25 protein-coding genes and 1 riboswitch are annotated in these 24,761 nt (G+C 43.1%); of the genes, 12 read left to right on the top strand and 13 right to left on the bottom strand.

The features are described 5' to 3' along the window. Positions 1–115: 115 nt before the first annotated feature. The 3 genes from HOP45_RS14480 (at position 116) to HOP45_RS14470 (ending at position 3,755) form a co-directional block, all read left to right on the top strand. The gene (locus tag HOP45_RS14480; protein ID WP_181350106.1) at positions 116–2,035 is read left to right on the top strand and encodes an LTA synthase family protein; all 1,920 of its coding nucleotides are present in this window, start codon (positions 116–118) and stop codon (positions 2,033–2,035) included. A 200-nt stretch (positions 2,036–2,235) separates the two neighbouring features. Further along, complete coding sequence (locus HOP45_RS14475) at positions 2,236–2,928, top strand: ABC transporter ATP-binding protein (protein ID WP_255437673.1); 693 nt, start codon at positions 2,236–2,238, stop codon at positions 2,926–2,928. Positions 2,929–2,951: 23 nt separating this feature from the next. After that, positions 2,952–3,755 (top strand): ABC transporter permease, encoded by an 804-nt coding sequence (locus tag HOP45_RS14470; protein ID WP_181350105.1) that lies wholly within the window; start codon positions 2,952–2,954, stop codon positions 3,753–3,755. Positions 3,756–3,786: 31 nt separating this feature from the next. On the opposite strand, the gene HOP45_RS14465 is transcribed toward HOP45_RS14470, so the two are convergent. Beyond that, positions 3,787–3,960 (bottom strand): DUF2759 domain-containing protein, encoded by a 174-nt coding sequence (locus HOP45_RS14465; RefSeq protein WP_370458038.1) that lies wholly within the window; start codon positions 3,958–3,960, stop codon positions 3,787–3,789. 160 nt (positions 3,961–4,120) lie between these two features. On the opposite strand from HOP45_RS14465, the gene HOP45_RS14460 reads away from it, so the two are divergent. Beyond that, positions 4,121–4,744: an MBL fold metallo-hydrolase gene (locus tag HOP45_RS14460; RefSeq protein WP_181350103.1), complete on the top strand. Its 624-nt coding sequence runs from the start codon at positions 4,121–4,123 to the stop codon at positions 4,742–4,744. Between the two features lie 18 nt (positions 4,745–4,762). Then, positions 4,763–5,857: an SAM-dependent methyltransferase gene (locus HOP45_RS14455; RefSeq protein ID WP_181350102.1), complete on the top strand. Its 1,095-nt coding sequence runs from the start codon at positions 4,763–4,765 to the stop codon at positions 5,855–5,857. Positions 5,858–5,892: 35 nt separating this feature from the next. On the opposite strand, the gene HOP45_RS14450 is transcribed toward HOP45_RS14455, so the two are convergent. The 8 genes from HOP45_RS14450 to comGA form a co-directional block, all read right to left on the bottom strand. Continuing rightward, positions 5,893–6,132: a DUF2626 domain-containing protein gene (locus HOP45_RS14450; RefSeq protein WP_181350101.1), complete on the bottom strand. Its 240-nt coding sequence runs from the start codon at positions 6,130–6,132 to the stop codon at positions 5,893–5,895. A 207-nt stretch (positions 6,133–6,339) separates the two neighbouring features. After that, a complete protein-coding gene (locus HOP45_RS14445; RefSeq protein WP_181350100.1) occupies positions 6,340–6,726 on the bottom strand; it encodes a hypothetical protein in 387 nt (128 codons plus the stop codon). Then, positions 6,695–7,111 (bottom strand): competence type IV pilus minor pilin ComGF, encoded by a 417-nt coding sequence (gene comGF / locus HOP45_RS14440; protein ID WP_181350099.1) that lies wholly within the window; start codon positions 7,109–7,111, stop codon positions 6,695–6,697. The genes HOP45_RS14445 and comGF overlap by 32 nt, the downstream gene beginning before the upstream one ends. Next, positions 7,098–7,430 carry a type II secretion system protein gene (locus tag HOP45_RS14435; protein ID WP_181350098.1) on the bottom strand — a complete coding sequence of 111 codons (333 nt, stop codon included), beginning with the start codon at positions 7,428–7,430 and terminating at the stop codon, positions 7,098–7,100. The genes comGF and HOP45_RS14435 overlap by 14 nt, the downstream gene beginning before the upstream one ends. Beyond that, complete coding sequence (gene comGD / locus HOP45_RS14430; RefSeq protein ID WP_181350097.1) at positions 7,420–7,899, bottom strand: competence type IV pilus minor pilin ComGD; 480 nt, start codon at positions 7,897–7,899, stop codon at positions 7,420–7,422. The genes HOP45_RS14435 and comGD overlap by 11 nt, the downstream gene beginning before the upstream one ends. Next, on the bottom strand, positions 7,853–8,164 hold the full coding sequence (gene comGC, locus HOP45_RS14425; protein ID WP_181350096.1) for a competence type IV pilus major pilin ComGC: 312 nt from the start codon (positions 8,162–8,164) through the stop codon (positions 7,853–7,855). Before comGC ends, comGD begins: the two co-directional genes overlap by 47 nt. Positions 8,165–8,178: 14 nt before the next feature. After that, entirely contained in the window at positions 8,179–9,240 is a 1,062-nt protein-coding gene (locus tag HOP45_RS14420) for a type II secretion system F family protein (protein ID WP_181350095.1), read from the bottom strand. Further along, on the bottom strand, positions 9,203–10,207 hold the full coding sequence (gene comGA / locus HOP45_RS14415; protein WP_181350094.1) for a competence type IV pilus ATPase ComGA: 1,005 nt from the start codon (positions 10,205–10,207) through the stop codon (positions 9,203–9,205). The genes HOP45_RS14420 and comGA overlap by 38 nt, the downstream gene beginning before the upstream one ends. Positions 10,208–10,307: 100 nt before the next feature. On the opposite strand from comGA, the gene HOP45_RS14410 reads away from it, so the two are divergent. Next, complete coding sequence (locus HOP45_RS14410) at positions 10,308–10,799, top strand: shikimate kinase (protein ID WP_181350093.1); 492 nt, start codon at positions 10,308–10,310, stop codon at positions 10,797–10,799. A 46-nt stretch (positions 10,800–10,845) separates the two neighbouring features. Next, positions 10,846–11,013: a YqzE family protein gene (locus HOP45_RS14405; protein WP_181350092.1), complete on the top strand. Its 168-nt coding sequence runs from the start codon at positions 10,846–10,848 to the stop codon at positions 11,011–11,013. Between the two features lie 826 nt (positions 11,014–11,839). On the opposite strand, the gene HOP45_RS14400 is transcribed toward HOP45_RS14405, so the two are convergent. Both HOP45_RS14400 and HOP45_RS14395 read right to left on the bottom strand, forming a co-directional pair. Further along, positions 11,840–12,673 (bottom strand): YqhG family protein, encoded by an 834-nt coding sequence (locus tag HOP45_RS14400; RefSeq protein ID WP_181350091.1) that lies wholly within the window; start codon positions 12,671–12,673, stop codon positions 11,840–11,842. Further along, complete coding sequence (locus HOP45_RS14395) at positions 12,651–14,303, bottom strand: DEAD/DEAH box helicase (protein ID WP_181350090.1); 1,653 nt, start codon at positions 14,301–14,303, stop codon at positions 12,651–12,653. The genes HOP45_RS14400 and HOP45_RS14395 overlap by 23 nt, the downstream gene beginning before the upstream one ends. Positions 14,304–14,477: 174 nt before the next feature. Beyond that, positions 14,478–14,568, top strand: a riboswitch (glycine riboswitch). 175 nt (positions 14,569–14,743) lie between these two features. Here HOP45_RS14395 and gcvT point away from each other — a divergent pair. The 3 genes from gcvT to gcvPB are packed head-to-tail and all read left to right on the top strand — an operon-like array spanning position 14,744 to position 18,674. Next, positions 14,744–15,847, top strand: coding sequence for a glycine cleavage system aminomethyltransferase GcvT (gene gcvT, locus HOP45_RS14390; protein ID WP_181350089.1), 1,104 nt, complete (start codon positions 14,744–14,746; stop codon positions 15,845–15,847). Positions 15,848–15,865: 18 nt separating this feature from the next. Further along, a complete protein-coding gene (gcvPA, locus tag HOP45_RS14385) occupies positions 15,866–17,215 on the top strand; it encodes an aminomethyl-transferring glycine dehydrogenase subunit GcvPA (protein WP_181350088.1) in 1,350 nt (449 codons plus the stop codon). Next, positions 17,208–18,674, top strand: a complete 1,467-nt coding sequence (gcvPB, locus tag HOP45_RS14380) for an aminomethyl-transferring glycine dehydrogenase subunit GcvPB (protein WP_181350087.1) — start codon at positions 17,208–17,210, stop codon at positions 18,672–18,674. Before gcvPA ends, gcvPB begins: the two co-directional genes overlap by 8 nt. 320 nt (positions 18,675–18,994) lie before the next feature. Here the strand turns inward: gcvPB and HOP45_RS14375 are convergent, their stop codons facing one another. Both HOP45_RS14375 and HOP45_RS14370 read right to left on the bottom strand, forming a co-directional pair. Continuing rightward, positions 18,995–20,182, bottom strand: a complete 1,188-nt coding sequence (locus HOP45_RS14375; RefSeq protein WP_219914629.1) for an MFS transporter — start codon at positions 20,180–20,182, stop codon at positions 18,995–18,997. A gap of 317 nt (positions 20,183–20,499) precedes the next feature. Then, a complete protein-coding gene (locus HOP45_RS14370; protein WP_181350086.1) occupies positions 20,500–20,871 on the bottom strand; it encodes a rhodanese-like domain-containing protein in 372 nt (123 codons plus the stop codon). Between the two features lie 427 nt (positions 20,872–21,298). Between HOP45_RS14370 and HOP45_RS14365 the strand changes: the two genes are divergently transcribed. Together HOP45_RS14365 and mntR are read left to right on the top strand one after the other, a co-directional pair. Continuing rightward, a complete protein-coding gene (locus tag HOP45_RS14365) occupies positions 21,299–23,866 on the top strand; it encodes a vitamin B12-dependent ribonucleotide reductase (RefSeq protein WP_181350085.1) in 2,568 nt (855 codons plus the stop codon). A gap of 197 nt (positions 23,867–24,063) precedes the next feature. After that, on the top strand, positions 24,064–24,501 hold the full coding sequence (mntR, locus tag HOP45_RS14360) for a transcriptional regulator MntR (RefSeq protein ID WP_181350084.1): 438 nt from the start codon (positions 24,064–24,066) through the stop codon (positions 24,499–24,501). Positions 24,502–24,761: the final 260 nt, after the last annotated feature.

The raw sequence follows: 24,761 nt of genomic DNA, 5'->3' as shown, positions 1-24,761 counted from the left end.
GTAATATCGCAGTTTAATAATTATTATAAGTGGAATTAGTAAATATAGTAGAGGAATATCGTAAAGAATATGTAAATGTGTGTGTAGCATGGATGGGGCAGGAGGAGGAATTTACATGCGAAAATTTTATAATATGCGTGTGCCGTTATTTGTACTCGCATCATTGCTATTTGGTTTGAAAACCTATTTTGTTTATAGATTTGTATTTAATTTATCGATAGAAAATCCTATGCAGGATTTCATACTGTTGATCAACCCGATAGCCAGCGCGTACCTCATCTTCGCTCTAAGTGTTTGGATGAAATCTAAGCACCAAATGGTCTATTTAAGATGGACGGCCCTGGTTGGGACATTAATTTTATATTTTAACTTGATTTTCTACCGTAATTTCACGGATTTCATTACCATCCCAGTACTGTTTCAGGGGAATAATGCCGCTGATTTAGGGGGCAGCCTGCTTACATTAGTTCACCTGGAGGATCTTCTTCTCTTTGTTGATGTCGTGGCGGTGTGGTACTTGAGTAAGAAAGTGCCTTCGTTGGCCACAGATTTTCAAAAAGCAGGAAAAATCGCTACCACAGCCGTTATTTTCTTATTGATGACCGTGAATGTCGTTTTGGCTGAAATGGAGCGGCCGATGCTGTTTGTGCGTGCCTTTGACCGTGAATATTTAGTGAAAAATATCGGGATATTCAATTATCACGTATATGATGCTACCATGCATACAAAATCAAAGGCCCAGCGCGTTTTGGCAGATGGCAGTGAGATAAGTGAAATTGAGAATTATATGAGAGAAAACACAGAAAGCGACGAGACTTCGGATATGTTTGGTGAAGCTGAAGGGAAAAACGTTATCTTTGTGAGCATTGAATCCTTCCAGAACTTTTTATTGGATTCGCAAGTAAATGGAAAAGAAATTACACCATTCCTCAATGATTTTAAAGAAGATGAAGATACCATGTGGTTTAAGAATTTCTATCACCAGACTGCTCAAGGGAAAACTTCCGACTCAGAGTTTCTTATTGAAAATTCGTTGTATCCTTTGGACCGGGGTGCTGTATATTTCACCCATGGCCAAAATGAATACAATGCTTTACCTGAGATATTAGGCGAAAACAATTATTATTCGTCAGTCTATCATGCGAATAACAAGAGCTTTTGGAACCGGGATGTTATGTATGACAATTTAGGTTACGATAAATTCTTTTCAGAACCAGCTTATGAACAGACTCCCGATAATTCATTCGGTTGGGGATTGGAAGATAAAGCGTTTTTTGAACAATCCATTAAATATCTCCAGTCTCAGGGGCAGCCGTTCTACAGTAAATTTATTACGTTGACGCACCACTTCCCGTTTGAATTACCGGAAGAAAAAGCTAATATCGATAAATACGATTCCGGATCGAATACGTTGAATAATTCAATTCAAACGGCCCGTTATACGGATGAATCGTTAAAGCAATTCATTCAACAGCTTAAGGATGCCGGCCTATACGAGGACTCAGTGCTCGTTTTGATGGGAGATCACTACGGAATAAGTGATTATCATAATAAAGCCATGAGTAAATTTCTCAATAAAGATGAAATTACCGGGTATGATCATGTTCAATTGCAACGTGTGCCCTTTATGATTCATATACCTGATTCGGGTGAGGGCCAAACATTTGAAAAACCAGTTGGACAAATTGATGTCAAACCGACCCTTCTTCATTTGCTCGGGATTGAAGATAAGAATGATCTTACTTTTGGCACTGATATGTTCACGAGTGATCGAAAAGATTTCGTTGCCTTTCGCGATGGCGGTTTCGTGAGTAATGACTATATATTCAATAAAGAAAAATGTTTTGACCGCGAAACGGGAGAAGAATTACAGAAGGAAAAAGCTGAGGCTTGCCAACCGATCAAAGAAAAAGTGGATCAGGAATTGAAATACTCTGACACCCTCATTTATGGGGATTTATTCCGATTCTATAACTTTGATCACGGGGAGGAGCAGCCCGTTAAAAAGCAAACTAACGAAACCTCAACTCAATAATGAAACACGTGTAAAGCTGTCGAGACGTCTCGGCAGCTTTTTCTTTTGTGTGCTTGGCTCCGTTCAAAAGGAAAGGTAGTGCGCCACTTGTAGGATTACAATCCGAACAGCTGGTTTCAAGTGCTTTTTATGGCGGAGGAATGTAGAAAACGAGTAAATTGGATAGGCTAAGAATAGAAATTCTGTTAGGGGGTGCCCATTTGGATGTATTTCGCTTTGAACGTGTAACGAAAGCACCGTTACGTAATCTTAACTTTTCCATTCAAGAAAAGGATAAAGTCATGATTTTTGGTCCTTCGGGTGCCGGAAAAAGTTCGCTCCTCTTTTTATTCAATCGGCTATCAGACCCTGATGAAGGCGTCATTTATCTACAGAACCAGCCGATTATCGATTGCCCGATTCCAACGTTACGTAAACGCGTGGGGCTTGTCTTACAAGCTCCTCATTTATTCCCAGGGACGGTCAAAGATAATATTAAATACGGTCCTTCTTTATTTGGCGAATGGCAGGAGGAGCAGGCTGAGCAATTATTAGACTACGTTCAACTACCTATGGCCTTGCTTAATCGCGACGTGGAGGATTTGTCAGGCGGTGAAAAGCAACGTGTCTCTTTAGCACGTACGTTAGCCAATTCGCCTGATGTACTCTTATTAGACGAACCTACGAGTTCACTGGATTATCGCACTGCAGAAGAAATTGAAGAGGTATTGGAATGCTTGAGCCAAGAACACCGGATTACATTGATTATGGTCACTCACAATCTGAAACAGGCCGAACGCTTGGGGGATAAAGGCTTCTTTATGATGAATGGTGAGATAGTGGAATCAGGGGATTTGCAAGATTTATTATATGAACCGACGACTGATGCATTAAACAGGTATTTGGACGAATAGGTGTGTAAAAGGAAGTGAATGGTGTGAGCCCCGACGTTTCGAATCAATCGCTCTTATTTTTGATTGTTTTTGTCTTTGTCCCCTTAACGTTATCGTATCTCTATCAACTAGGAATGAGCAAAAGTATCATGTGGTCCTCCCTGAGAGGGACGGTACAGCTGTTTGCGATCGGATATATATTGACGTGGTTATTTGATCTTCCGCCTGTCGTGGGTATACCGGTCATGGTCTCGGTGATGATTGTAATTGCAACGTTTCACGCACGAAATAAAGGAAGGGAACTGCCCCATGTTTTCACAGTCATCTTAATTGGCCTTATTGTAATAGAGGGGATTGTCCTCTCGCTATGGATCATATTTGATATGGTGGAATTTAAACCTTCAGAAGTCATTCCGATGAGTGGCATGGTGATCGGGAACAGCATGGTGGCCATGGGTCTCGCTTTAGAACGGATGAAAAGTGAATTTGCTGAAAATACCGGCAAACTGCAAGCAGCTTTATCCTTAGGGGCGAGACCGAAACAGGCTTCTCATTTAATTATTAGGAAAACGCTCAATGCGTCTTTAATTCCCAACATCGATAAGTTGAAAATCATCGGCCTTGTCCAATTACCGGGAATGATGACCGGCTTGATCCTGGGAGGGGTCGCACCAGTGATGGCGATAAAATATCAACTTGTCATTTCACTCAGTATTTTTTCTGCCGTTTCTTTAAGTGCAATGTTTGTTACTTTAGCGATGTATCGATATTTTTTTAATCAGCAGGAACAGTTGCTTGAGAATGAAGCGCAGCTAGAGGCACAGTCCAAAAACCGTCCATCAAAATAAAAAAATCTGCCTCTACGGGCAGATTTTTTTACTATCCAAACAAATTTGAATAGATGGTCATGATCGAAAACCATCCAAAAATCAAAGCAGATGCTCCTGCAAATAACACGGCGAAAAAGTTTTTGGATTTAAGTTCACGAAATACGGCAAAGACACAAAGGATCGTCACTAATAGGATAATGATGGCTGTAACCAAGGTCAGCACCCCCAAAAATTCTTCCTGCAACATTTTTATCTGCGCGCAGGATGTTATAATCGTTATGTAACTCTTTCATATTCTTCATACATTTTATAGTATAAAACAATCTTTGTCGAGTTATTCTAAATGTATTTTAATAAAACTTAGTAAAGGAGTCAACTAGACGATGAAATTCGAAAAAATGCCGTTAGGACCACTGGGAACAAACTGCTACATCGTGCATGATCACAACCAGGCTCTTATTGTCGACCCTGGAGGCGATTTTGAGAGTTTACTGCATTTCCTACAGGGTGAGAAGCTTGTTCCAATTGCCATTTTGCTAACGCACGCTCACTTCGATCATATTGGGGCAGTAGAGGATGTGCGGAACCATTACTCCATTCCTGTGTACATACACGAACAGGAAGCAAGTTGGTTGACTGATGCAAGGTTGAATGGCTCCGCATTATTTCAAATGGGGGAAATTACGACGCATCCGCCGGAAAAATATTTGGAGCCAGGCAAGCTGGAAATCGGTCCCTTTCAATTTGAAATTCGTTATACACCCGGCCATTCCCCTGGAAGTGTATCGTTCGTTTTCCCGGAGCAAAGCACTGTAATTGCTGGTGACACCCTCTTTCAATCGGGAATAGGAAGAACGGATCTGCCCGGAGGAAATATGGAGGAATTGCTTGCAAGCATTCAAACGCAAATTTTCAGCTTGACTGAGGAGACTGCAGTATTACCCGGACATGGGCCGAATACGAAGGTAGGGAGTGAGCGACAATCCAATCCTTTCTTCAGACGATAACGAACAGGAGCGGTGAGCATGAAATCCAGCTTGTATAACGATATTCGCTTGCGCGTCCCTATCTCTTACGAGGAGTTTATTTCACAGGCTTTATATCACCCCGAATACGGCTATTATCAGAGGGACGAGACGAAGTTAGGGAAACAAGGGGATTTCTATACGTCAGTCCATATCCACCCCGTATTTGCTGAAGTTTTCAGCGATTATTTTACGTCCATGGCTGCACGCTTAAACCTCCCTCTTTCCATTTGCGAGATTGGGGCAGGTGAGGGGAGTTTTGCTTCCCACTTGGTACATTCTCTTCAAACAAACATACCAGACGCCTCGTGGGATATTCATGTAATTGAACAAAGTCCTTTTCACCGTACGTTACTCGAATCATCTCTATCAGCTCATACACGTATATACGACTCCATACTTTCATTTCAGAAGCAGAATCCTGGCTTTCGTGGTTTTATTTTTTCTAATGAATGGTTGGATGCGCAACCTGTCAGGGTGGTTGAAAAGGTGGATGGCATACTATATGAAATCTACGTTTCAAGTGAAAATGAAAACCTGATTGAAACCAAACAACCTTGTTCCGAAGCGGCGACAAGCTGGCTGAAAGAGCATGATATTCATATGGAAAACAATCAGCGCAGAGAAATCCCGGTTTATATGGAAACCTGTGCCCGCCAGTTAAGGGATAGCGTGGAAGAAGGTATAATTGTGACAATCGATTATGGGTATAGCGAGGAGGAATGGAGCTCCCCAGCTCGTCGTGAAGGAAGTTTAAGGGGATATAAACACCATACGTTATATAAAGATGTTCTAAAGGATCCGGGAAGTATGGATATCACGCATCATATTCCCTGGGAGATCTGGCAAGCGATAGGGGCTGCCCAGGGGTTGAGAATAGAAGGGCTTTTAGATCAATCTTCATTTTTAATAGAGAATGGTATATTGGACAAACTGCAGGCTCATGCGGATACAGACCCCTTCTCGAAATCCCAGAAGCGAAATCGGGCCATTCGATCGCTGGCTTACAGTGGTCATTTAAGAGGAGCTTTTCAGGTTTGCATCCAATCGAGAGGCATGGAGGCACGGCACGGAATTCAAATGCTGAGGATTTAAAAAACCTGTTACCCTAAAAGGGTAACAGGTTCCACTTATTCGAAGCCCGGAACAAGAATAAATGATGAGTAATACGTAAACCCGATCATGAACACTGTCAAATAGGCTGCAAATATGTAGATGTACATGCGTTCTGATAATTTAAGATACGAGATAGCTAAGAAAAAAGCCGTTTGAACTAAGAATAGAAATGATGATTCCATCATATGGCCTACGTAAAACAAGACGGTAAAAATACCAGTCCAAAAGGCAAGTACACGAAACATGCGATCCATGCTTCTTCCCCCTCCTTCTAACGTCATTGAACCTATCACCAAATATTATAAACGACCGTTCAATGATTGTAAATGACACAACAAAGACTTTTCTTCCTTATCTTCCATAATATAACCGGTATGACGCATTCTATGCTGATTCATTATAGAGGCAGGATGCCCTCCCTGCTCTAACAGCTTGATTGTGCCTGCTAAAGCAGGAAGGCGTCACTGCTGTTCAGAAAAAGAGTAGGTTAAAACAATCTGATTGACCGTATCCTGATTCGTCGTCAATGTGTAACTGAATACATATACCCCATCATTTTTCATTTCAAATGTGATGTTCGAACGGCCGTAAGGAAGCGTGTATGATCGAGAACCTTGGGGCGGAAGAGGGGTCGTTCCATTGATTTCTTCCTTTAACAAAGTTTCACTTACTTGAAATAAAGTCAATAACTTGTAATGTTCATGATGCAGCATTGTGGCGGTGCGATTATTCGCATACTGTTGTAGGGAAAACATCACGGCAGAAAGAATTAAAGCGGAAAGGGAAATGGTTAGGGGAAGAGCTGCACCTTTTTCATTACCAAGATTTTGTGCGAAATTGTTTTTCATAGGACTCCCCCTTATTTATTTTAACGGTGACAGATAGTAAGCGAGGACTTTTCAGCGTGAAGGTTATGTGTTCAACTTCATTTAATAACAGCTCATGACCCCGCTCATTGACTCTTCGTCTTATTGCTCCATTATAGGATTCAAATCTCACATGATCCCCGTCCAATCGCGTGAAATCTAAAGCTTGCGGTGAGACCCGCGATGTTTCTGCTCGGGAAAGCTCATAGTCAATAAATTGAAAAAATTGCTGAACAGCCAATTCATGTTGGGAATCATTTACTTGGAGTAGTGATATGATCGCTGTGGCCATAGGCAAGATGATTAGCAGTACCATAAGGCTGATAAGCACTTCAAATAGAGTAAAACCGTTCTTAGATTGCACCATATAAGCATATCTCCTGGTTATCCTGGTGCCGTTCCTGCCAACTGGCGCAAGCTTTAATTAATCCGTTTTCGGATTCGATTTGAACGGTAATGAGGGAGTCAAAGATTGTTTCCGTTTTGGTGAGAGGCCATGAAGGATTTGGGTCTGCCATAGCTATAAGCAGGTGATCATGGAGACGGGAGAGGGCATGCCGTTTTACTTCGAGATCTCTTTCAGAGTGTTGAGTCTGGACGAGTACAGGAAGGAGTGAAAGGGTGATGATCAAAAAAACGGTGAGTGACAGCATAGCCTCAATCAACGAAAATCCATTAGGTTTCATGAATGACACACCTTCCTTTGCCAAAAGGAAAAACAATCTGATATGTGGACTTAGGTGTCGTGATGGTAAAGGTGCCCGGATTTCGGATCTGTCCGGCAAAATTAAATTCGATCGGGCTTTTTAGTGTTAATAAGTCCACCGCCCAGTCCTCAGGTATGGATCGTCTATATACGGTTTTCATAGTAGAGGGATCATAGAGAAGGTACACGCTCTGTTTCGGTCTAAGATGTAATAAATAAGGTCTATTTTCTGTAGTTGTCAGCCTTTGGGCTAATAGGACATCTTGCTGAAATTGTTTCAAGAACTGCTCTGTCTCAAGCTTAGTCAGCAGCGACTGGTGGAAAGGTATGGACAGGGATAGCATGACAGACCAGATGAGCATGACCACCATGGTCTCGCTTAACGTATAGCCAGCTTCCTGTTTAAGATGGAGAAGCTGGTGCGCTAACTTCACCGGTGGAACTGTCATAGGTAAGTTCACCACCGTTAGGACATGTCGTCTGTTTGAGATAATTTGCGTCTTTTAATTCAGAGAGATCTGTCGGCAGTGTATCTTCTGCCAAATAGTAGGCATGAACTTGAGCTTCAGCTAGTTCAACGAGCGCTTCGCAACCTTTCGAATTGATCATTTGGTTATTGGCTGTCAAGTTAGGAAGCGTAATAATCAATAACACGGAAATGATCATGAGCACAATTAACATTTCGATCAAGGTGAATCCTTTTTCATTTTTCATACGTTTCCTCTTTTCTATATTTGCTCCATCCATTGATAGATAGGCAGCATAATCGATGCGTAGATCATGACGATGATACCCGCAATGAAAATAAAAAACAGGGGCTGAATAAGCTGGACCCATTTTTCCATTTTTTCTTTCGTCATAGCTATTGTCATATCGGCACTTGTTCTTAAGTCTCGTGTGATGGTTGTAATATCCGATGTCTTGTGAAAGATCGTGGTGATTTCGGGACGCAGGAAATAACATGCTTGAACAGACTGTGACAGTGTTTGTCCTGTTCGTAATCCTGATTGAATGCGGCTGGCATAAAGGGAAAGGGTCCGGTAGTGGGATTGTTGTTTCATCATTTCTAAAGCTTCATTTAAGGTGAAACCAGTGGCAAGTAAGGAGCTGAAGTGAGTAGTGAAATAAAACGTGGTGATGTGACTGTAATAACCGCGGTAAAGCGGAACGCGTTGATACCAATTCAGCCTTTGTTGAAGCGAGAGTCTTTTTTGTAACAGCAGCCACCCGATTAGGGCTATCACAATCAATACGCCCACGTAAACTAGAGCAGTGATGAAGCCGTCCAATGCATAGATGAAATATAAGGCGAATGATGAGGTGTCTCCAGACGAAAGCATCGAAAAAAATGAAGGGAAGACCGCTTGTTTAAGAATATAGAATGTTGCAAAGAGAAAAAACAACAGCAGAATAGGGTACCGTAAAGCCCGCTTGAACCTTATGGTGTAATCTTCCTGAATGGTGAGCATTTCACTGCATTGACTGAAAAGTTGCTGGAGGTCCCTTTGAAAACGGCCAAAATATAAAAAAGAAATGACTTTTGCCGAAAAGCCTGCCTTATAAAACGCAGTATCAACACTTGAGCCCTGCTTCAGGTAGGTCATAAGGTTTGACGCGTGTTGTTTAAATTGATCGTCCCAGGTGATAACCTCTAATACATCAAGGAAGGGATAGCCTTTGGACAGTAAGTAACTTGCCCGTTTAAAAAAAAGGATTTGGTGATTGATGGAAATGGAGGAGACTGTGGTTCTGTTAAAGCGTTTCGTTATCATCGATAAAACCGTATGCATAGGCGCGCCTCCTTAATTTTGCAAATGATTGGAAGGAAGGCTGCTCCTCGGGAGGTATATTCCGGAGGGCTTTGGAGAGGATCTCCTTCTCCATTATTTCAACAATTGCGGCACGGGAAGGTAAATGAGGACCACATGTTAACGTGACTAATTGTTGGGAAGCGATGGAGATCAACGTTTGTTCAAGTGTGGATTGGGCTATTCCCATGTCTTTTAGGCGTAGAACGGTACCGAAAGCGTTTTTAGCATGGATAGTTGAAATGACTAAGTGGCCCGTTTGTGCAGCTTGAAAAGCGAAACGTGCTGTTTGGTAATCCCGAATTTCGCCCACCATAATGACATCGGGGTCGTGTCGTAAAGCAGCTTTCAATCCGGCGTCATAGGTGATGCCGGCACGTTCATTGACTTGAACTTGGATGATATTGTTCAAATCTTTTTCGATGGGATCTTCTAAGGTAATCGCTTGATAGGAATGGTGACTAAGCACGGACTGTACTAAAGCGTATAGTGTTGTCGTTTTGCCGCTCCCAGTTGGACCAGTAAGTAAAATCACACCATTTCTTTGTAACAGCCATTGTTTGATTTTAGCGTGCTGAGAAGGGAACAGAAAGAGTTGTTCGAGTGGGAGGTGCTGGCTTTGGGGGAGAACACGGATAGCAAGACTTTCATTTCCGGTGACAGGAAGCGTGGAAAGCCTTAATGAAAACGTGTCGGCTCCGTTCCGAAAAGGGAGTGTACCGTTTTGCGGTCTCTTAATTTCACCGATATCCATGCCGGAAACAAATTTTAAGTAAGACAGCATTTTTTGATATGTTTGCACCGTGAGACTGGAATGGTATATTCTTTTTCCATGTACACGAAAATGGACCGGGACGTTCTCCTGATAGGGGGAAAAATGGATATCGGTAGCGGTGGACTGGAGAGCGGAGACCAATATGCGCTGGGTTTGTGAAGCGATTTGACTCACATTACATTCACCTCTATTCATTTGGGATACGTATATGATTCGACGTCCATTTTCAAATTCCTTCAAAAAAAATAAAAATTTGCAAAGGCAGGCATTAATTATGAAAACAATTTACCTCATCGGGTTTATGGGGGCAGGCAAGTCTACGATCGCTTCCTTGCTCGGTAAGCAAATGGGCCTTCCCGTCATCGAATTGGATGATTATATAGAAAAAGCAGAAGGGATGAGCATCCCAGACATATTTGCAGCTCGAGGGGAAACAGGATTCCGAGATGCAGAAACTGAACATTTGGCGTCCTTACCAGCGGAAGGTTATATCGTGTCGACTGGGGGCGGCGTCGTTACGCGACAAGCGAATCGAGACATAATGGACAAAGGCGTGGTCGTTTTTTTGAATGTCTCATTTGAAACGGTAACTCAACGTCTTCAAGATGACCAGCAACGTCCGCTTTGGCGCGCTGATTCATCGGATAAATATAAAATTTTTTTAGAACGACAGCCTCTCTATCAGCAAATGGCGCATATTACGATTGCAGTCGATGATCAAACCCCTTCAGAAATTGTCGAGCTTGTAGCGGCACGATTAGGATAGGACTCAACTGGCCATACTAGAGGTAAAACCTCTGGAGATGGTAGCGATGTCCGGGAATGACTACGTTAAATTTTTGACCGAAGAGATGGTCAAATATATGCACATGAGTAAAGAGCAAAAACAAGCTAGGAAAGCGGAAAAACCGTCACGAAAGAAAACGTATCACTGGTTTGGCGTCTTACCGCTTGCTTTAAGAATGTTATGGAAAAAATAAACCGATCGACTGCTGGTGTGACCAGCGTTGAACGGTTTATTTTTTATTTTATTGGCTGTTAAAGTTTGTTGTTGATATTTGAAGTGGATATTTATCTTGAAAAGGAGTCTTTCGCTAAAGGCGGATTTCTGAAAGACTCGATTTCGAGATGTTTGGGGGAGTGTAGGGCCGTTGGGGAAGGATTCGCTTTCCTGCGGGGAACTGGCAAGCCTCGTCAGGCTTCGCCTTCCGGGGTCTTGCCTTGCTCCTTCTAAATTATAGGGGTTTGCCCTCTAGATCAAAGGGGTGCCTTATTTGACCTATCCAGCTCCGGCGTCTAGCGGCTAGTGAGACTTCCCTCGCTTCTGTACGATAAGTCAACATCGAATCACGTCGTTCTTCGTGTTTCCTTTATCTCCTCCAGCTCAGTCCAGTCCATACGCCGCTGGTCAAGACGCCTCCGCTTTCAGAGGGGAGTCTCACCCTTCCCCAACGGTCCTTGCCATATAGGCTTTTCGAAATCACTGGTTGCGAATCTGCCTAGAGGGAACCGATAGCACACATAATCACGCGTATGAAAGCTTTTTCAGTCAAAGCTTCCTGTTACGGAAGGTCGTTTCGAGCCCCTTATGATTGTATGGTGGATGGGAAAACGGTGAGACTCCTGTGGGAATAACATGAGCGGTGAGATCCCGCAAGGCGTAGCCTGAGGAAGCTCACCCCATGCCCACGGAAAGCGATCCGTTTTCCCAGCCAGCATCCGCATACACAAAAGGCTCGAAACTGAGTCTTCCATTGGAAGTTATTTTTGTTAGTAATATCAACTCTAAACTTTAAAAGAGCCATTTCATTTAAGAGAGGCTTGTGATGCCGTAATATCGGAGTTGCGGTTTCCGGAAAGATTTGCAGTCGTTGATTGTGATAAATAAAACAATCCCCCATTGATGACGTCAAACGCAATGTTGGGCTTAAAGCGCGTTTCGATCGTAGCTAATTCTGCCTGCTTATCTTCTTCGCTCATATTTTGCTGCTCAAAAAAACGATTCACCAGCTGCTTTTCTTTATTTAAGTGCTGTAAGGAATCTTCAGCCCAGGTGTGATCGAGATCATTTACCCACAATTCCAGAGCGTCCAGCATTCGGTAGTAACCGCTCTGCGGCTTAATTAAAGGGGACAAGGGAAAACAATAATCAGAAATCGCGGGATTGAATGCCAAGTGGTTCAAGCTGTCCATCACGTTTGTAACAATGGTACCGTGAACCAGATTCAAACCGATTGACTGAATGGTATCCTTACGCTGACGACCAGTAAAACTGATCTTAAAGTTAACGACTAACCAGGGCACAAGGGAAGCTTGTTCAGAAATGGCCGTAACGTCTTCATAAAGACGTGTGAATTTTCCTTTGTTGATAGCATGCTGGTAGAGTTGGTGCAGTCGCGGTGTGCCAGCATGAAGGTGTTCACCTTCTCCGTCGGGATGTGAGGAGAAGGTGAGCTGCATGGGCTGGCCCTGACCGTTCATTTGCTTTATATAGTGCCAATAAAAAGGACGATTCATAATTGCTTCGTCCATTTCATCATTCAGTTGGATGGTTAGGTACTGGGCCGTTTCTTCTGCAATTTCACAACCATATTCCAGGAAGAACGTTTTCGCAAATTCATAATGAGGATTGCTGCTCATAGTTGTCCTCCTCCCGTTGAGATTGAGTGTAAGAAATATAGGATGACAGGTTATCCAGTTTAATTTTGGCTTCGCCGTCACTGGCTGATTCATTGACGATACGGGTTATTTCCTGATCGAACGTTCCACCCGGCAGTTTTTCAAGAATATCATCCAGGTTACCGATCGCCCCTTCAAATAAGCGGATCTTTTCATACAAGAGATGCAAAATGTGTTCCTCTATCGTTCCTTCAATGGCAAAGTTGAATATGTTCACATCCCGGTCCTGTCCGAAACGGTGAATACGTCCAATTCGCTGTTCTAAACGCATGGGGTTCCAGGGTAGATCATAATTGATCATATTCCGGCAAAACTGCAGATTAATTCCTTCCCCGGCAGCTTCAGTAGCTACCATGACCTGGGCCTTCTGTTCAAAAAGTTGTTTCATCCAGTCACGTTTTCCCTTTTTAAATTTGCCGCTGAACGGGACAGAGGATATACCATGTTGCTGCAGGAACCATTGCAAATAAAACTGGGTCGCACGATACTCGGTAAAGACAATGAATTTTTCTTGGCTCGCTTGAATGATTTCAACCATTTTCTCGGCTTTAGCATGCTGAGGCAGTTGTTCGATCGCTTCAGAAATCGGTTGTAAATGCTGATAGTCATCAGACTTTGCTAACATGGCCTGGATGGACATGTAACACGCTTCTCTCGACGAACACATTTCTTTCGCTAGTGTTAAATACGTGAACGCAGGAAAGGCCGTTTTGATTTCGTGCAATTTCTGATAGACTTCGGTTTCTGCTTCACTGAAGGACACGGTGATGTTTTTCACTAACCGCTTCGTATCATTTAAACCCGTGTCCTTTCTACGGTTACGCACCATCACATTGTTGATCAATGAGTGGATATGATTTTGACCGAAACCTTTCTGGTCCTGTTCTCGGTATGTCTTTTTAAAACTTGATAAATCCCCTAAATAACCTGGTTTTAACACGGAAACCAAATTAAATAAGTCTGTGATTTTATTTTGGATCGGTGTGGCCGTTAGTAATAAACAATATTTTTTCTGCAAAGCCCTCACAAACTGATAATTTTTTGTTTTGTGATTTTTAAGTTTGTGTGCTTCATCAATAATGATAAGGTCATAGTGGATCGAAAGGATCTCGGATTGATTCGGTTCTCGTTTGGCCATGTCCATTGACGTTACGACAATATCCCATTCTTTCCATAGCGGTTTCTTACGGGGGGCGATAGCCTGGATATGAAACTTACTATGGAGCTCGCTTACCCATTGATTTACAAGCGAAGCGGGTGTCAAAATTAAAACCTTCGCTGCCATATTCCGTATCAAGTATTCTTTTAGAACCAGTCCTGCTTCGATCGTTTTCCCTAGGCCCACTTCATCAGCTAAGATAGCCCGGCCATCCATCTTATGAATCACTGATTCAGCTGCTTCGGCTTGGTGGGGAAGTAGATTTAATGCAGGGAGGTGCTTTAAAGCAGCTAGCCCTTTAAACTCCGGGATAATGGTATGCGAAGCACCCTTATAAGCTAGCTGAAATTGACTCCAGTTACACAATGAGTCGGCTGCCTGCAAATGTTTCTCCAATTCTTCTCCATAGTGCTCATCAAACTGTATTTTCATTGGTTGATCGACCTCACATAGCCAAAACCGCAGATGATGTGTGCGGATTTTGGATAGATTTAAATTATTTTTTTCTCTCTTCAGCCCATATGGTATAATAGAGCTGAAATAAACGAGACTTTTTCAGATTTGTTCTAATAGTATTGCCAAAAAAACGAATGAATACTATAGCGAATGACTACAGGGGGAGAGACTACATAAGGTAGCGCCGAAGGAGCAAGCATATTCATGTGAATCTCTCAGGCAAACAGACCCTTGTATGACGCTGCTCTGGAGAGTGTTTACACACGTAAACCACCCAAGAAGCAAACCATGTTTTAAACGCTTTGAAGGCGTTTTCACGACAAACATGCTGTGAATCTTTCTGGTGAATGGACAGAGACTTCCCGACAAATCGGTGAAGTCTCTTTTTTATTATGTATCGTTGAAGGAGTGGTGATATGAACGAGTTGAAACGTACACCTTTGTATCCGGAGTATGAAAAGCACGGGGCTAAAACAGTTGATTTTGGCGGCTGGGATTTACCTGTGCAGTTTTCGAGTATCAAGCAAGAACATGCTGCGACCCGGACACGAGCTGGTTTGTTTGATGTTTCTCATATGGGTGAAATTCTAGTTGAAGGCTCAGGTAGCTTAGCATTTCTTCAAAAGATGCTGACGAATGATGTGTCCAAGTTGGAGCCGAAAAAAGCCCAGTATACCATCATGTGTTATGAGGACGGGGGAACCGTTGATGATTTGATTGTTTATCAATTATCAGAGTCGACGTATCTGCTTGTCGTGAATGCAGCCAGTACGGAGAAGGATTTTCAGTGGTTGGAAGAGCATAAGTTCGGAGCTGTTACACTTTCTGACGTGTCGGATGACTACGTACAGCTTGCTTTGCAGGGACCGAAAGCTGAAGAGGTATTGCAAACTTTGACTGAAACAGACTTGTCTCACATTAAATTTTTCCGTTTTGAAGATGACGTATCTTTTGAGGGCGTGACCGACAAAGCGCTCGTGTCCCGGACGGGTTATACGGGAGAAGACGGTTTTGAAATCTACCTGCCTGCAGCATCGGGCCAAACCTTATGGCAGGCCATTATGCAGGCTGGCGAAGCACAGGGAGTAATGCCAATTGGATTAGGAGCGAGAGATACATTAAGGTTTGAAGCGAATCTAGCTTTGTACGGCCAAGAGCTTTCCCCTGATATCACACCAATCGAAGCCGGACTTTCTTTTGCCGTAAAAATCAAGAAATCGAGTGATTTTATCGGAAAAGATGTGTTAACAAAACAGAAAAAAGAAGGTACGGATCGCAAATTGGTCGGCATTGAAATGCTTGAAAAAGGTATCCCGAGGACCGGCTATCACGTGTTTGCTGGCGAGGAAGAGATCGGGTTTGTTACCACGGGCACTCAGTCTCCGACATACGGAAAAAATATCGGGTTGGCCCTCTTGAACAAGCCTTATACGGAAATTGGCACTGAGGTAACGGTTCAGGTTCGAAAACGGCGCTTGCAAGCTCAGGTCGTAGCGACACCATTTTATAAACGGGATTAATCAAAGGGGGATACTTACATGGAATTCCGATATTTACCGATGACGGAAGCGGACAAGCTGGAGATGCTTGAAACGATCGGCGTGCGCTCTACCGATGAGTTGTTTGCCGACATACCTGAAAAAGTCAGATTCAACGGCGATTTGAACATTCAAAATCCAAAAAATGAGTTCGATCTTATGAAAGAACTGTCCGCCCTCTCTGAGCAAAATGTTAATTTAAAGTCACATACTTCATTTTTAGGGGCAGGCGTTTACGATCACTATATTCCTTCTGTCGTTGATCATGTAATATCACGTTCAGAGTTTTATACTGCTTACACGCCTTATCAACCCGAGATATCTCAAGGGGAGTTGCAAGCTATATTTGAATTTCAAACGATGATATCTGAGCTCACTGGCATGGCCGTGGCCAATTCTTCCATGTATGATGGTGGAACTGCATTAGCGGAAGCTGTCAATTTAAGTGCAGGTACAACGAAAAAGAAAAAAGTGCTCGTTTCGAAAGCTATCCATCCTGAATCGCTCGAGGTCATTCACACGTATGCCAAAGGTCCAGGGGTGGAGATAGTGGAAATCGACCATCATAATGGCGTCACCGATATGGATCAGCTTACAGCAGAGCTGGATGAAGACACAGCGAGTGTGGTGATTCAATATCCGAATTTCTTCGGTCAAATCGAGGCATTAGATAAAGTTCGGGACGTGGTAGACAGCCAGGATAAGACGATGATGATCGTCTCGAGCAATCCTTTAGCCCTTGGGTATTTGACACCTCCGGGGGAATTCGGAGCGGACATCGTGGTTGGCGATGCCCAGGTTTTCGGAATCCCGGCCCAATTAGGCGGACCTCATTGTGGTTATTTCGCCACAACCAAAAAATTGATGCGTAAAGTGCCAGGACGGTTAGTAGGGCAAACCAAAGATGAAGCAGGTTATCGAGGGTTTGTGCTAACACTTCAAGCAAGGGAACAGCATATTCGACGTGATAAAGCCACCTCTAATATTTGTTCCAATCAAGCATTGAATGCACTTGCTTCATCTGTCGCGATGTCGTCGCTTGGTAAAGAGGGGCTGCGTAAAATGGCCTGGATGAACGTGCAAAAAACGGCCTATATGAAAAAGCAGCTCCATAATGCTGGTATAGACGTGGTGTATGACGGCGCCTATTTTAACGAACTTGTTGTCAGGTTGGATAAGGATATCTCAACGATTAACCACTCATTGCTTCAAAAAGGATACATCGGCGGTTTAGATATTGGCCGCTACCATAATGAACTCAAGGGTTGCATGTTAGTAGCTGTAACTGAAGTGAGGACGAAAGCCGAGATTGATGACTTCGTGAAAGAATTGGGGGATATTCATGGCTGAACAAGACTTTCCATTAATTTTTGAACATAGCCAGAGCGGACGTACAGGCTACAGTTTGCCGGAGATGGACATACCGACGACTGACGTGGATACTATATTAGACGAACGTTATATCCGACAAAATGAACCGGATCTGCCTGAAGTTAGTGAACTTCAGATTATGCGGCATTATACAGCTCTTTCGAAACGGAATCATGGGGTGGATTCAGGATTTTACCCTCTCGGTTCCTGCACGATGAAATACAATCCGAAAATGAATGAAGACGTAGCCCGTCTGCCAGGTTTCAGTCATATCCACCCTTATCAGGCGCCTGAAACGATTCAAGGGGCTCTAGGGTTGATGTATGACCTCCAGACGATTTTAGAGGAAATAACGGGAATGGATACGGTAACGTTACAGCCTGCTGCAGGCGCTCATGGTGAATGGACGGGACTTATGATGATCCGCGCTTTTCACGAAGCTAACGGCGATTACAATCGAACGAAAGTCATCGTGCCTGATTCAGCACACGGAACCAACCCGGCTTCAGCAACGGTAGCTGGTTTCCAGGCGGTGACAGTGAAGTCTAATGAACGCGGTCTCGTGGATTTAGAGGATCTAAAACGTGTAGTAGATAAAGATACGGCGGCACTGATGCTGACCAATCCTAATACGCTGGGCTTGTTTGAGGAACATATCCTGGAGATGGCAGCGATCATTCATGAAGCTGGCGGTAAGCTATATTACGACGGAGCTAATCTTAATGCGATATTAGGTTATGCCCGGCCAGGGGACATGGGCTTTGATGTCGTTCACTTGAACTTGCATAAAACCTTCACCGGCCCTCATGGTGGAGGAGGTCCCGGCTCGGGTCCGGTGGGTGTCGTCAAGGAGCTTTCTCCTTATTTGCCGAAGCCTTTGTTGAAAAAAGAAAACGAAACCTTCTATTTTGAGGAGACGCGCCCGCAGTCGATTGGACGAGTGAAACCTTACTATGGAAATTTCGGTATCAATGTCAGGGCCTATACGTATATACGGACGATGGGAGCAGAAGGGTTGAAGCGGGTGAGCGAATATGCAGTTATTAACGCGAACTACATGATGCGCCGTCTGCAGGATGAGTACGCTCTTCCGTTTACCCAACATTGCAAGCATGAATTCGTGCTGTCAGGCAAATATCAGAAAAAAATGGGGGTTCGCACACTCGACATCGCAAAACGACTGCTCGACTTCGGCTATCATCCGCCGACAATCTACTTCCCGATGAATGTCGAAGAAGCGATGATGGTGGAACCGACCGAAACGGAAGCAAAAGAAACGTTAGATGCGTTCGTGGATGCTATGATTCAAATCTCGAACGAAGCCAAGGAAGAGCCTGAAACGGTTCAGGAGGCTCCTCACACTACGGTGGTCAGTCGAATGGATGAAACGACTGCAGCCAGAAAACCCGTATTGCGTTATATGAAAAATGAAGAGTAAACAGGGGACAAAACTGAATAACACACAAAACGCCCGAGCCATTCCCGCTGAGATGTTCGGGCGTTTTGTGTGTTGAGGGAGTTTTTTATGTATAAACACGCCGCTTCCCACGAGCACGGCCTCATCTTCAGCGGAATATCTCACTGTCCTGTATATGACAATTATTCTTTGAGCGCGTCTCCTTTTCCTAATTATAGGAATTTGCGGGACAGCTGAGACACCACAGAGCGAAGCTTGCGGAGGATCAGCGCCCTCCCCATGGAAAGCGAATCGTTTCCCGCAGCCCCTAAATTTTATAAATAGGTGATAGAAGGATAATGTTAAGAGGTGCTTTTGAGGTATGATTCTTCTTCGAAGTACACGGATTTACTTGGCTTAAGAACTAACTTTATTTGCAAAAGGCTTAGTACGAGCAACAATGTTGAGGCAGCAATGATGCTATACCTAACGGGAATAATATCACCTGTAAAACCGATCAATAAAATAAAGATAATTTGAAGAAGACTTTGAAAGCTGCCGTATATGCTAGAAATCCTTCCCATCATTTCAACGGGCACGTTATTTTGATAAAAAGTCATAAATCCAGTACCAGAAAACGAGTTGAAAAATCCTAATACCATAAATCCAAATGCCACTGTCCAAAATGAAAAGGAGAAAGCATAGATCAGATAGCCAAGCGATACCATTAAATACCCACCGGATATTAAGGCTCTAATAGACACCTTTTTAGCCACAAGGGAAACAGTAGCTGCTCCTAAAATAGAGCCTACTCCGGTAAGACTTATGAGTAAGCCGTAGTCGGTCTCGGATAAATGTAATACCTTTTGGGTAAAGACCACCTCTTGAGCATCCATGCCAAGTGCAACAATCATAAAAAATTGAGCTAAAACGTACACCTTTACAATGAATAAGTTGCTCTGACTGAATTTAAATACTTCTTGCCAATCACTTCTCAATATGTTCAAACTAAACGTTTGAACGGTTGGTTCTGCCTGAGTATTCACGTTTGGTAATACATACACCATTAAAGCTGACACAAGAAAAGAAAACGCATTAATCCATATGGATATATGAACAGAGGTAATGAGTAATAGTGCTCCAGATATAGCAGGCCCGATTAAAAAGGCACTTGAAGTAATCAAACTTCGAAAAGAATTAAATTGTTTGCGTCCTTTCTTAGGAACAACATATGTAATATAGGTAATCGCTGCGGGTTCAAAGAAGGCCTTTGAAATGGAGAGAAAAAATAGGCATACATATATGAGCCAAATTGTGCTGAAGAAAGGAATGATTGCTACCAAAATTGCACGGATAATATCCGTTCCAATCATGATTCTTCGGAGATTTAATCGGTCTATAATACTTCCGGACCAAAATTTCGTTATGATCGAAGCTATAGGTCCTATAATCCATAAACCAGCTACTGCAGCTGCCGAGCCTGTTAGTTTTAATACTAAAACATTTATGGCAACGAGATAAATAAAGTCTCCTAAAGTTGATATGCCCAATCCAAATAGTAAGAAAAAAGAATTCTTCTTATGAGCAAAGCTTGACTGACTAATATTAACACCCCACTTAAGACATTCCTTCTACACATATGGGCAATCACCTGCAGAGATCCATAGTTGTCACAAAACAGTCATAACTAAGATTTAAACACGCGTGAGTAAATGGATTGTGGAATTCACGAGAAGGCTCGGGCGATTATCCGCAATAAAACGAGTGTATTAACCTGCCCGTGCGCACAAAAAAAGCTTGTAGAGAAATTTTGTGTTCTCTACAAGCTGCAACGGCCCCCAAGACACTTGTGTTTGGGTTTAGGCGCTTACTTTTTTTTGATTTTACCTGTCCATTTCTTGAAGCCGCCTTTTAACTGATAAATATCCTGGTAGCCTTTCTTATTGAGAAGCATGGCTGCTCTCCCTGAACGGGCCCCGTTTTGGCAGTAAAGATAAATAGGCTGGTCTTTACGGATTTCCATCAAACGGTTACGCATCTGGGAAAGAGGAATATTCCTCGCCCCTAAAATGTGGCCGCCCTGAAACTCTTTAGGTTCACGAATATCGATCAACTGCGCCTTTCGATACCCTTGACGAAATTCATCTTCCGTAAGAGTCGTAAGGATTCTTCGCGACTTAATGTATTTATACACGACAAACACAACCAGCGCTAAGGATAAAATCAATAAAATTTCCATCATTACGTACCCCCAATTTTCTTTTCCCTTCCCCATTATAAAAAGTATCCCTCGACATTTCAAAGTATTTATTCAAACCCACCTTCATGAGACCTTACATTCTAGCAGATTTACGTGTGAATAATCGGGCATAACGGGCAAACATGGAAGTGAATCAGGCAAGCTTAAAAAAACACCACATAGGTGAAAAAGTGCCGGCCAAACTATTGAATTCGTAAATTTTCTCGTTTTTTTGCATGTTTTTCAAATTGACATTTAAACAATTATTTGTTCAATTATTCTATATATTGTGTGATAAAATAAATTTAAGCACTATATATTGATTTAAATTTCATTTATGTGGTATCTTAACTAGTAGAAGGTAATTCGTGTGACACGATGGACCTCACAAAAAAGTGCTAAGTTTATAAGAGAGAGGAGATTCAAAATGACAGCTACAACCGAGTCTCGGACAAACTTTAATATAGAACGACTTAACGAAGATATTCGTCAATTTCCTCAAGTGCATCCAATTACAGAGGATATGAAGATCACTCATAAAGGGGTATCAAGGCTTGTCATGTTGGACCGTTATGCCTTTAAAGATACACAGAAACTTACGCTTTCCGAGGGCGATTTTGTCGTTCTCACGGTTAAAGAGGACCCCAAATTTCCTGCCCGAGGATTAGGTGTCATCACGTCTATCAATTGGGAGACCAAAAAGGCGCACATTCAAGTCAACCAGGAGTTCGTCCATGTTCTTGATCATCCTCAGGAACAGGAGACCGGAATCGTTGAAAGGTATTTGGAAACAGTTGATAAGCCGCTTGAGATCTATTATGAGCAAATCGCACTTCGCAACGCTACGGGACTTGCTGAAGTGGAAGCTACGCCTGAACAAAAACAGGCCAGCTTTGAAGCATTCTATGAGGAGCTCTCCAATCTTCAATTCGTTCCAGCCGGGCGTGTACTTTACGGGGCAGGCTCCGATACAGATGTAACGTATTTCAATTGTTATGTCATGCCTTTCATTCAGGATTCACGTGAAGGCATTTCAGACCACCGCAAGCAAGTCATGGAGATCATGTCGCGCGGTGGAGGCGTCGGTACGAATGGGTCCACTTTACGCCCCCGTAATACATTGGCCAGAGGGGTGAACGGTAAATCATCAGGATCGGTGTCCTGGCTTGATGACATTGCTAAGTTGACACATCTAGTGGAACAAGGAGGATCAAGGCGCGGCGCTCAGATGATTATGCTGGCTGATTGGCATCCCGATATTATCGAATTCATCATATCGAAGATGCAAAACCCCCGTATCCTTCGGTTTTTAATTGAAAACACGGAAGATGAACAAATTAAGCAGCTTGCTAAACAGAAGTTGAAGTTTACCCCGTTGACTGAGATAGAAAAGGATTTACTTCAGAGCGTCCTGAACTATAAAACGATGCCCGGTCAAGGCGGATTTACCGACCAGTCTCTTCAAGAAGCAGAGCAAAAGCTTCGTGAAGGCGGGACCTATGATGTGAATAACCCTGACTTTTTAACAGGCGCCAATATTTCAGTGTGTATCACAAAAGAGTTTATGGATGCGGTTGAAAATGATGAAGCGTATGAGCTTCGCTTTCCAGACGTTGAAAATTACTCGCCTGAAGAAATGAAAGCTTATAACGATCAATGGCAAGAATCAGGAGATGTGCGTGAATGGGCGGACAAAGGTTACAGCGTTCGGACATATCGCACGATCAAAGCCCAGGAACTATGGAATTTGATTAATATTTGCGCCACTTACTCTGCAGAACCGGGCATTTTCTTCCTCGATAATGCCAATGACAAAACGAACGCGTCTGCGTATGGTCAAAAAGTGGTGGCGACCAACCCGTGTGGTGAACAGCCATTGGCACCTTATAGCGTATGTAATCTTGCAGCGGTCAATTTGGCTTCTGTGGCTGATAAAGAAAGGAAACAAGTTAACTTTGACAAATTGAAGCAGACGGTGCAAACCGGTGTGCGTATGCAGGATAATGTCATTGATGCTACACCTTATTTCTTAGAAGACAATAAGACCCAGGCATTGGGGGAACGACGAGTTGGCCTGGGGGTCATGGGGCTGCATGATTTACTCATCTATTGTGAGACTGAGTACGGTTCCTCAGAAGGAAACGAGCTCGTTGACCAGATTTTTGAAACCATTGCCACGACAGCTTATCGTGCTTCCATTGATTTGGCTCAGGAGAAAGGAAGTTTTCCATTCCTCATCGGCCAAACCGAGGAAGAAACGCAGCAGTTGCGGCAAAATTTCATTAATACAGGCTATATGAAGCAAATGCCAGAGGATATTAAAGAAGGTGTGTTAAAGCACGGGATACGTAACTCACACCTATTGACAGTGGCTCCTACTGGTAGTACTGGCACGATGGTTGGGGTTTCGACAGGTCTGGAACCTTATTTCTCATTCTCGTATTATCGCAGCGGGCGACTAGGGAAGTTTATCGAGGTGAAGGCTGATATCGTCCAGGAATATCTGGATCACAACCCTGAACAAAATGAAGACGAACTGCCTCATTGGTTCGTAACTGCAATGAGTCTATCGCCTGAAGCACACGCCGATACGCAATGTGTCATTCAAAAATGGGTGGACAGTTCTATCTCCAAAACGGTCAATGCTCCGAAGGGTTATAGCGTGGAGCAGGTAGAAAATGTGTATCAGCGCCTTTACCGCGGTGGAGCCAAAGGCGGTACGGTGTACGTCGATGGCAGCCGTGACAGTCAAGTTCTTACGCTTAAAGCAGAGGAGAATGATTACAACGGCGAACAAACAGAAATCGAATTTGAAGAAGATCGGAAACCTCGCGTGGTGTTGATGGACACGGTGCAGGAATTAGATAAAACAGATGTCACCATCGGCTCTGAAGTCGGTAATACCTGTCCTGTTTGCCGTAAGGGGAGCATAGAGGATATTGGAGGCTGTAATACCTGCACGAATTGTAATGCTCAATTAAAATGTGGTTTATAATAACGATCGTTTGACACGAGGCATTTTGAAAGGTTTGGGGGGGGGACGGTATAAACAGCCGTCTCCCCCAATTGAACTTTCTAATGTTTCGTGTTTTTCTTATTATCATGTGAGCTTCCTTGTCACTAGACGGAAAGTAGTGTATCATTTTGATGAGTGAAACGTTCGTAATGCCAAGCAATATTGGGGGATGATTCATGCCAACGCCAAGTATGGAAGATTATATTGAACAAATATATATGCTTATCGAAGAGAAAGGTTATGCAAGAGTTTCGGATATCGCAGAGAATTTGCAGGTTCATCCTTCATCCGTTACCAAGATGGTCCAAAAGCTTGATAAAGACCAATATTTAAATTATGAAAAATACCGGGGCCTTATCCTGACGCCTAAAGGAAAGAAAGTAGGCAAACGCTTAGTCTACCGTCATGAGTTGCTTGAACAATTCCTTGAAATTATCGGAGTGGATAAGGGTAATATTTATGAAGATGTTGAAGGTATTGAGCATCATCTGAGTTGGAATTCCATTGATCGTATCGGTGATCTTGTGCAATATTTTGAAGAAAACCCTGCAAGTATAAAAGGACTAAGGGAAGTTCAGGATCAGAATGAACGTCAAAATGATGAAGAAGCCTAATTGAACATATCGTTAAGATTGAAAGCTGTCGAGGAATGCTCGGCAGTTTTTTTGTTGCTTAGGAACTTATAAAATTTGGGCCCTGTGGATAACACATACCTCATAAGCCACGTCCGGCTCCAGCGCCCAGCTCCTCGCGACATAAGTAACCCACCTGCGGAAGGAAAGACCACTTGCGCCTTTGTTCTTTTCACTCTTCTCCCTGAACCACGTGCTATCGTCACCTTTTTGACTTTTTATATTAGCTACCATATGAAGTT

The organism is Thalassobacillus sp. CUG 92003 (assembly GCF_013618635.1).
Taxonomy (GTDB): Bacteria; Bacillota; Bacilli; order Bacillales; family Halobacillaceae; genus CUG-92003.
This window is presented reverse-complemented; position numbering and strand designations above follow the sequence as displayed.

Coding starts and splice junctions, on each gene's coding strand:
- HOP45_RS14480 (WP_181350106.1), top strand. CDS start 116: ATGCGAAAATTTTATAATATGCGTGTGCCGTTATTTGTACTCGCATCA.
- HOP45_RS14460 (WP_181350103.1), top strand. CDS start 4,121: ATGAAATTCGAAAAAATGCCGTTAGGACCACTGGGAACAAACTGCTAC.
- HOP45_RS14455 (WP_181350102.1), top strand. CDS start 4,763: ATGAAATCCAGCTTGTATAACGATATTCGCTTGCGCGTCCCTATCTCT.
- HOP45_RS14450 (WP_181350101.1), bottom strand. CDS start 6,132: ATGGATCGCATGTTTCGTGTACTTGCCTTTTGGACTGGTATTTTTACC.
- HOP45_RS14445 (WP_181350100.1), bottom strand. CDS start 6,726: ATGAAAAACAATTTCGCACAAAATCTTGGTAATGAAAAAGGTGCAGCT.
- comGF (WP_181350099.1), bottom strand. CDS start 7,111: ATGGTGCAATCTAAGAACGGTTTTACTCTATTTGAAGTGCTTATCAGC.
- HOP45_RS14435 (WP_181350098.1), bottom strand. CDS start 7,430: ATGAAACCTAATGGATTTTCGTTGATTGAGGCTATGCTGTCACTCACC.
- comGD (WP_181350097.1), bottom strand. CDS start 7,899: ATGACAGTTCCACCGGTGAAGTTAGCGCACCAGCTTCTCCATCTTAAA.
- comGC (WP_181350096.1), bottom strand. CDS start 8,164: ATGAAAAATGAAAAAGGATTCACCTTGATCGAAATGTTAATTGTGCTC.
- HOP45_RS14420 (WP_181350095.1), bottom strand. CDS start 9,240: ATGCATACGGTTTTATCGATGATAACGAAACGCTTTAACAGAACCACA.
- HOP45_RS14410 (WP_181350093.1), top strand. CDS start 10,308: ATGAAAACAATTTACCTCATCGGGTTTATGGGGGCAGGCAAGTCTACG.
- HOP45_RS14405 (WP_181350092.1), top strand. CDS start 10,846: ATGTCCGGGAATGACTACGTTAAATTTTTGACCGAAGAGATGGTCAAA.
- HOP45_RS14400 (WP_181350091.1), bottom strand. CDS start 12,673: ATGAGCAGCAATCCTCATTATGAATTTGCGAAAACGTTCTTCCTGGAA.
- HOP45_RS14395 (WP_181350090.1), bottom strand. CDS start 14,303: ATGAAAATACAGTTTGATGAGCACTATGGAGAAGAATTGGAGAAACAT.
- gcvT (WP_181350089.1), top strand. CDS start 14,744: ATGAACGAGTTGAAACGTACACCTTTGTATCCGGAGTATGAAAAGCAC.
- gcvPA (WP_181350088.1), top strand. CDS start 15,866: ATGGAATTCCGATATTTACCGATGACGGAAGCGGACAAGCTGGAGATG.
- gcvPB (WP_181350087.1), top strand. CDS start 17,208: ATGGCTGAACAAGACTTTCCATTAATTTTTGAACATAGCCAGAGCGGA.
- HOP45_RS14370 (WP_181350086.1), bottom strand. CDS start 20,871: ATGGAAATTTTATTGATTTTATCCTTAGCGCTGGTTGTGTTTGTCGTG.
- HOP45_RS14365 (WP_181350085.1), top strand. CDS start 21,299: ATGACAGCTACAACCGAGTCTCGGACAAACTTTAATATAGAACGACTT.
- mntR (WP_181350084.1), top strand. CDS start 24,064: ATGCCAACGCCAAGTATGGAAGATTATATTGAACAAATATATATGCTT.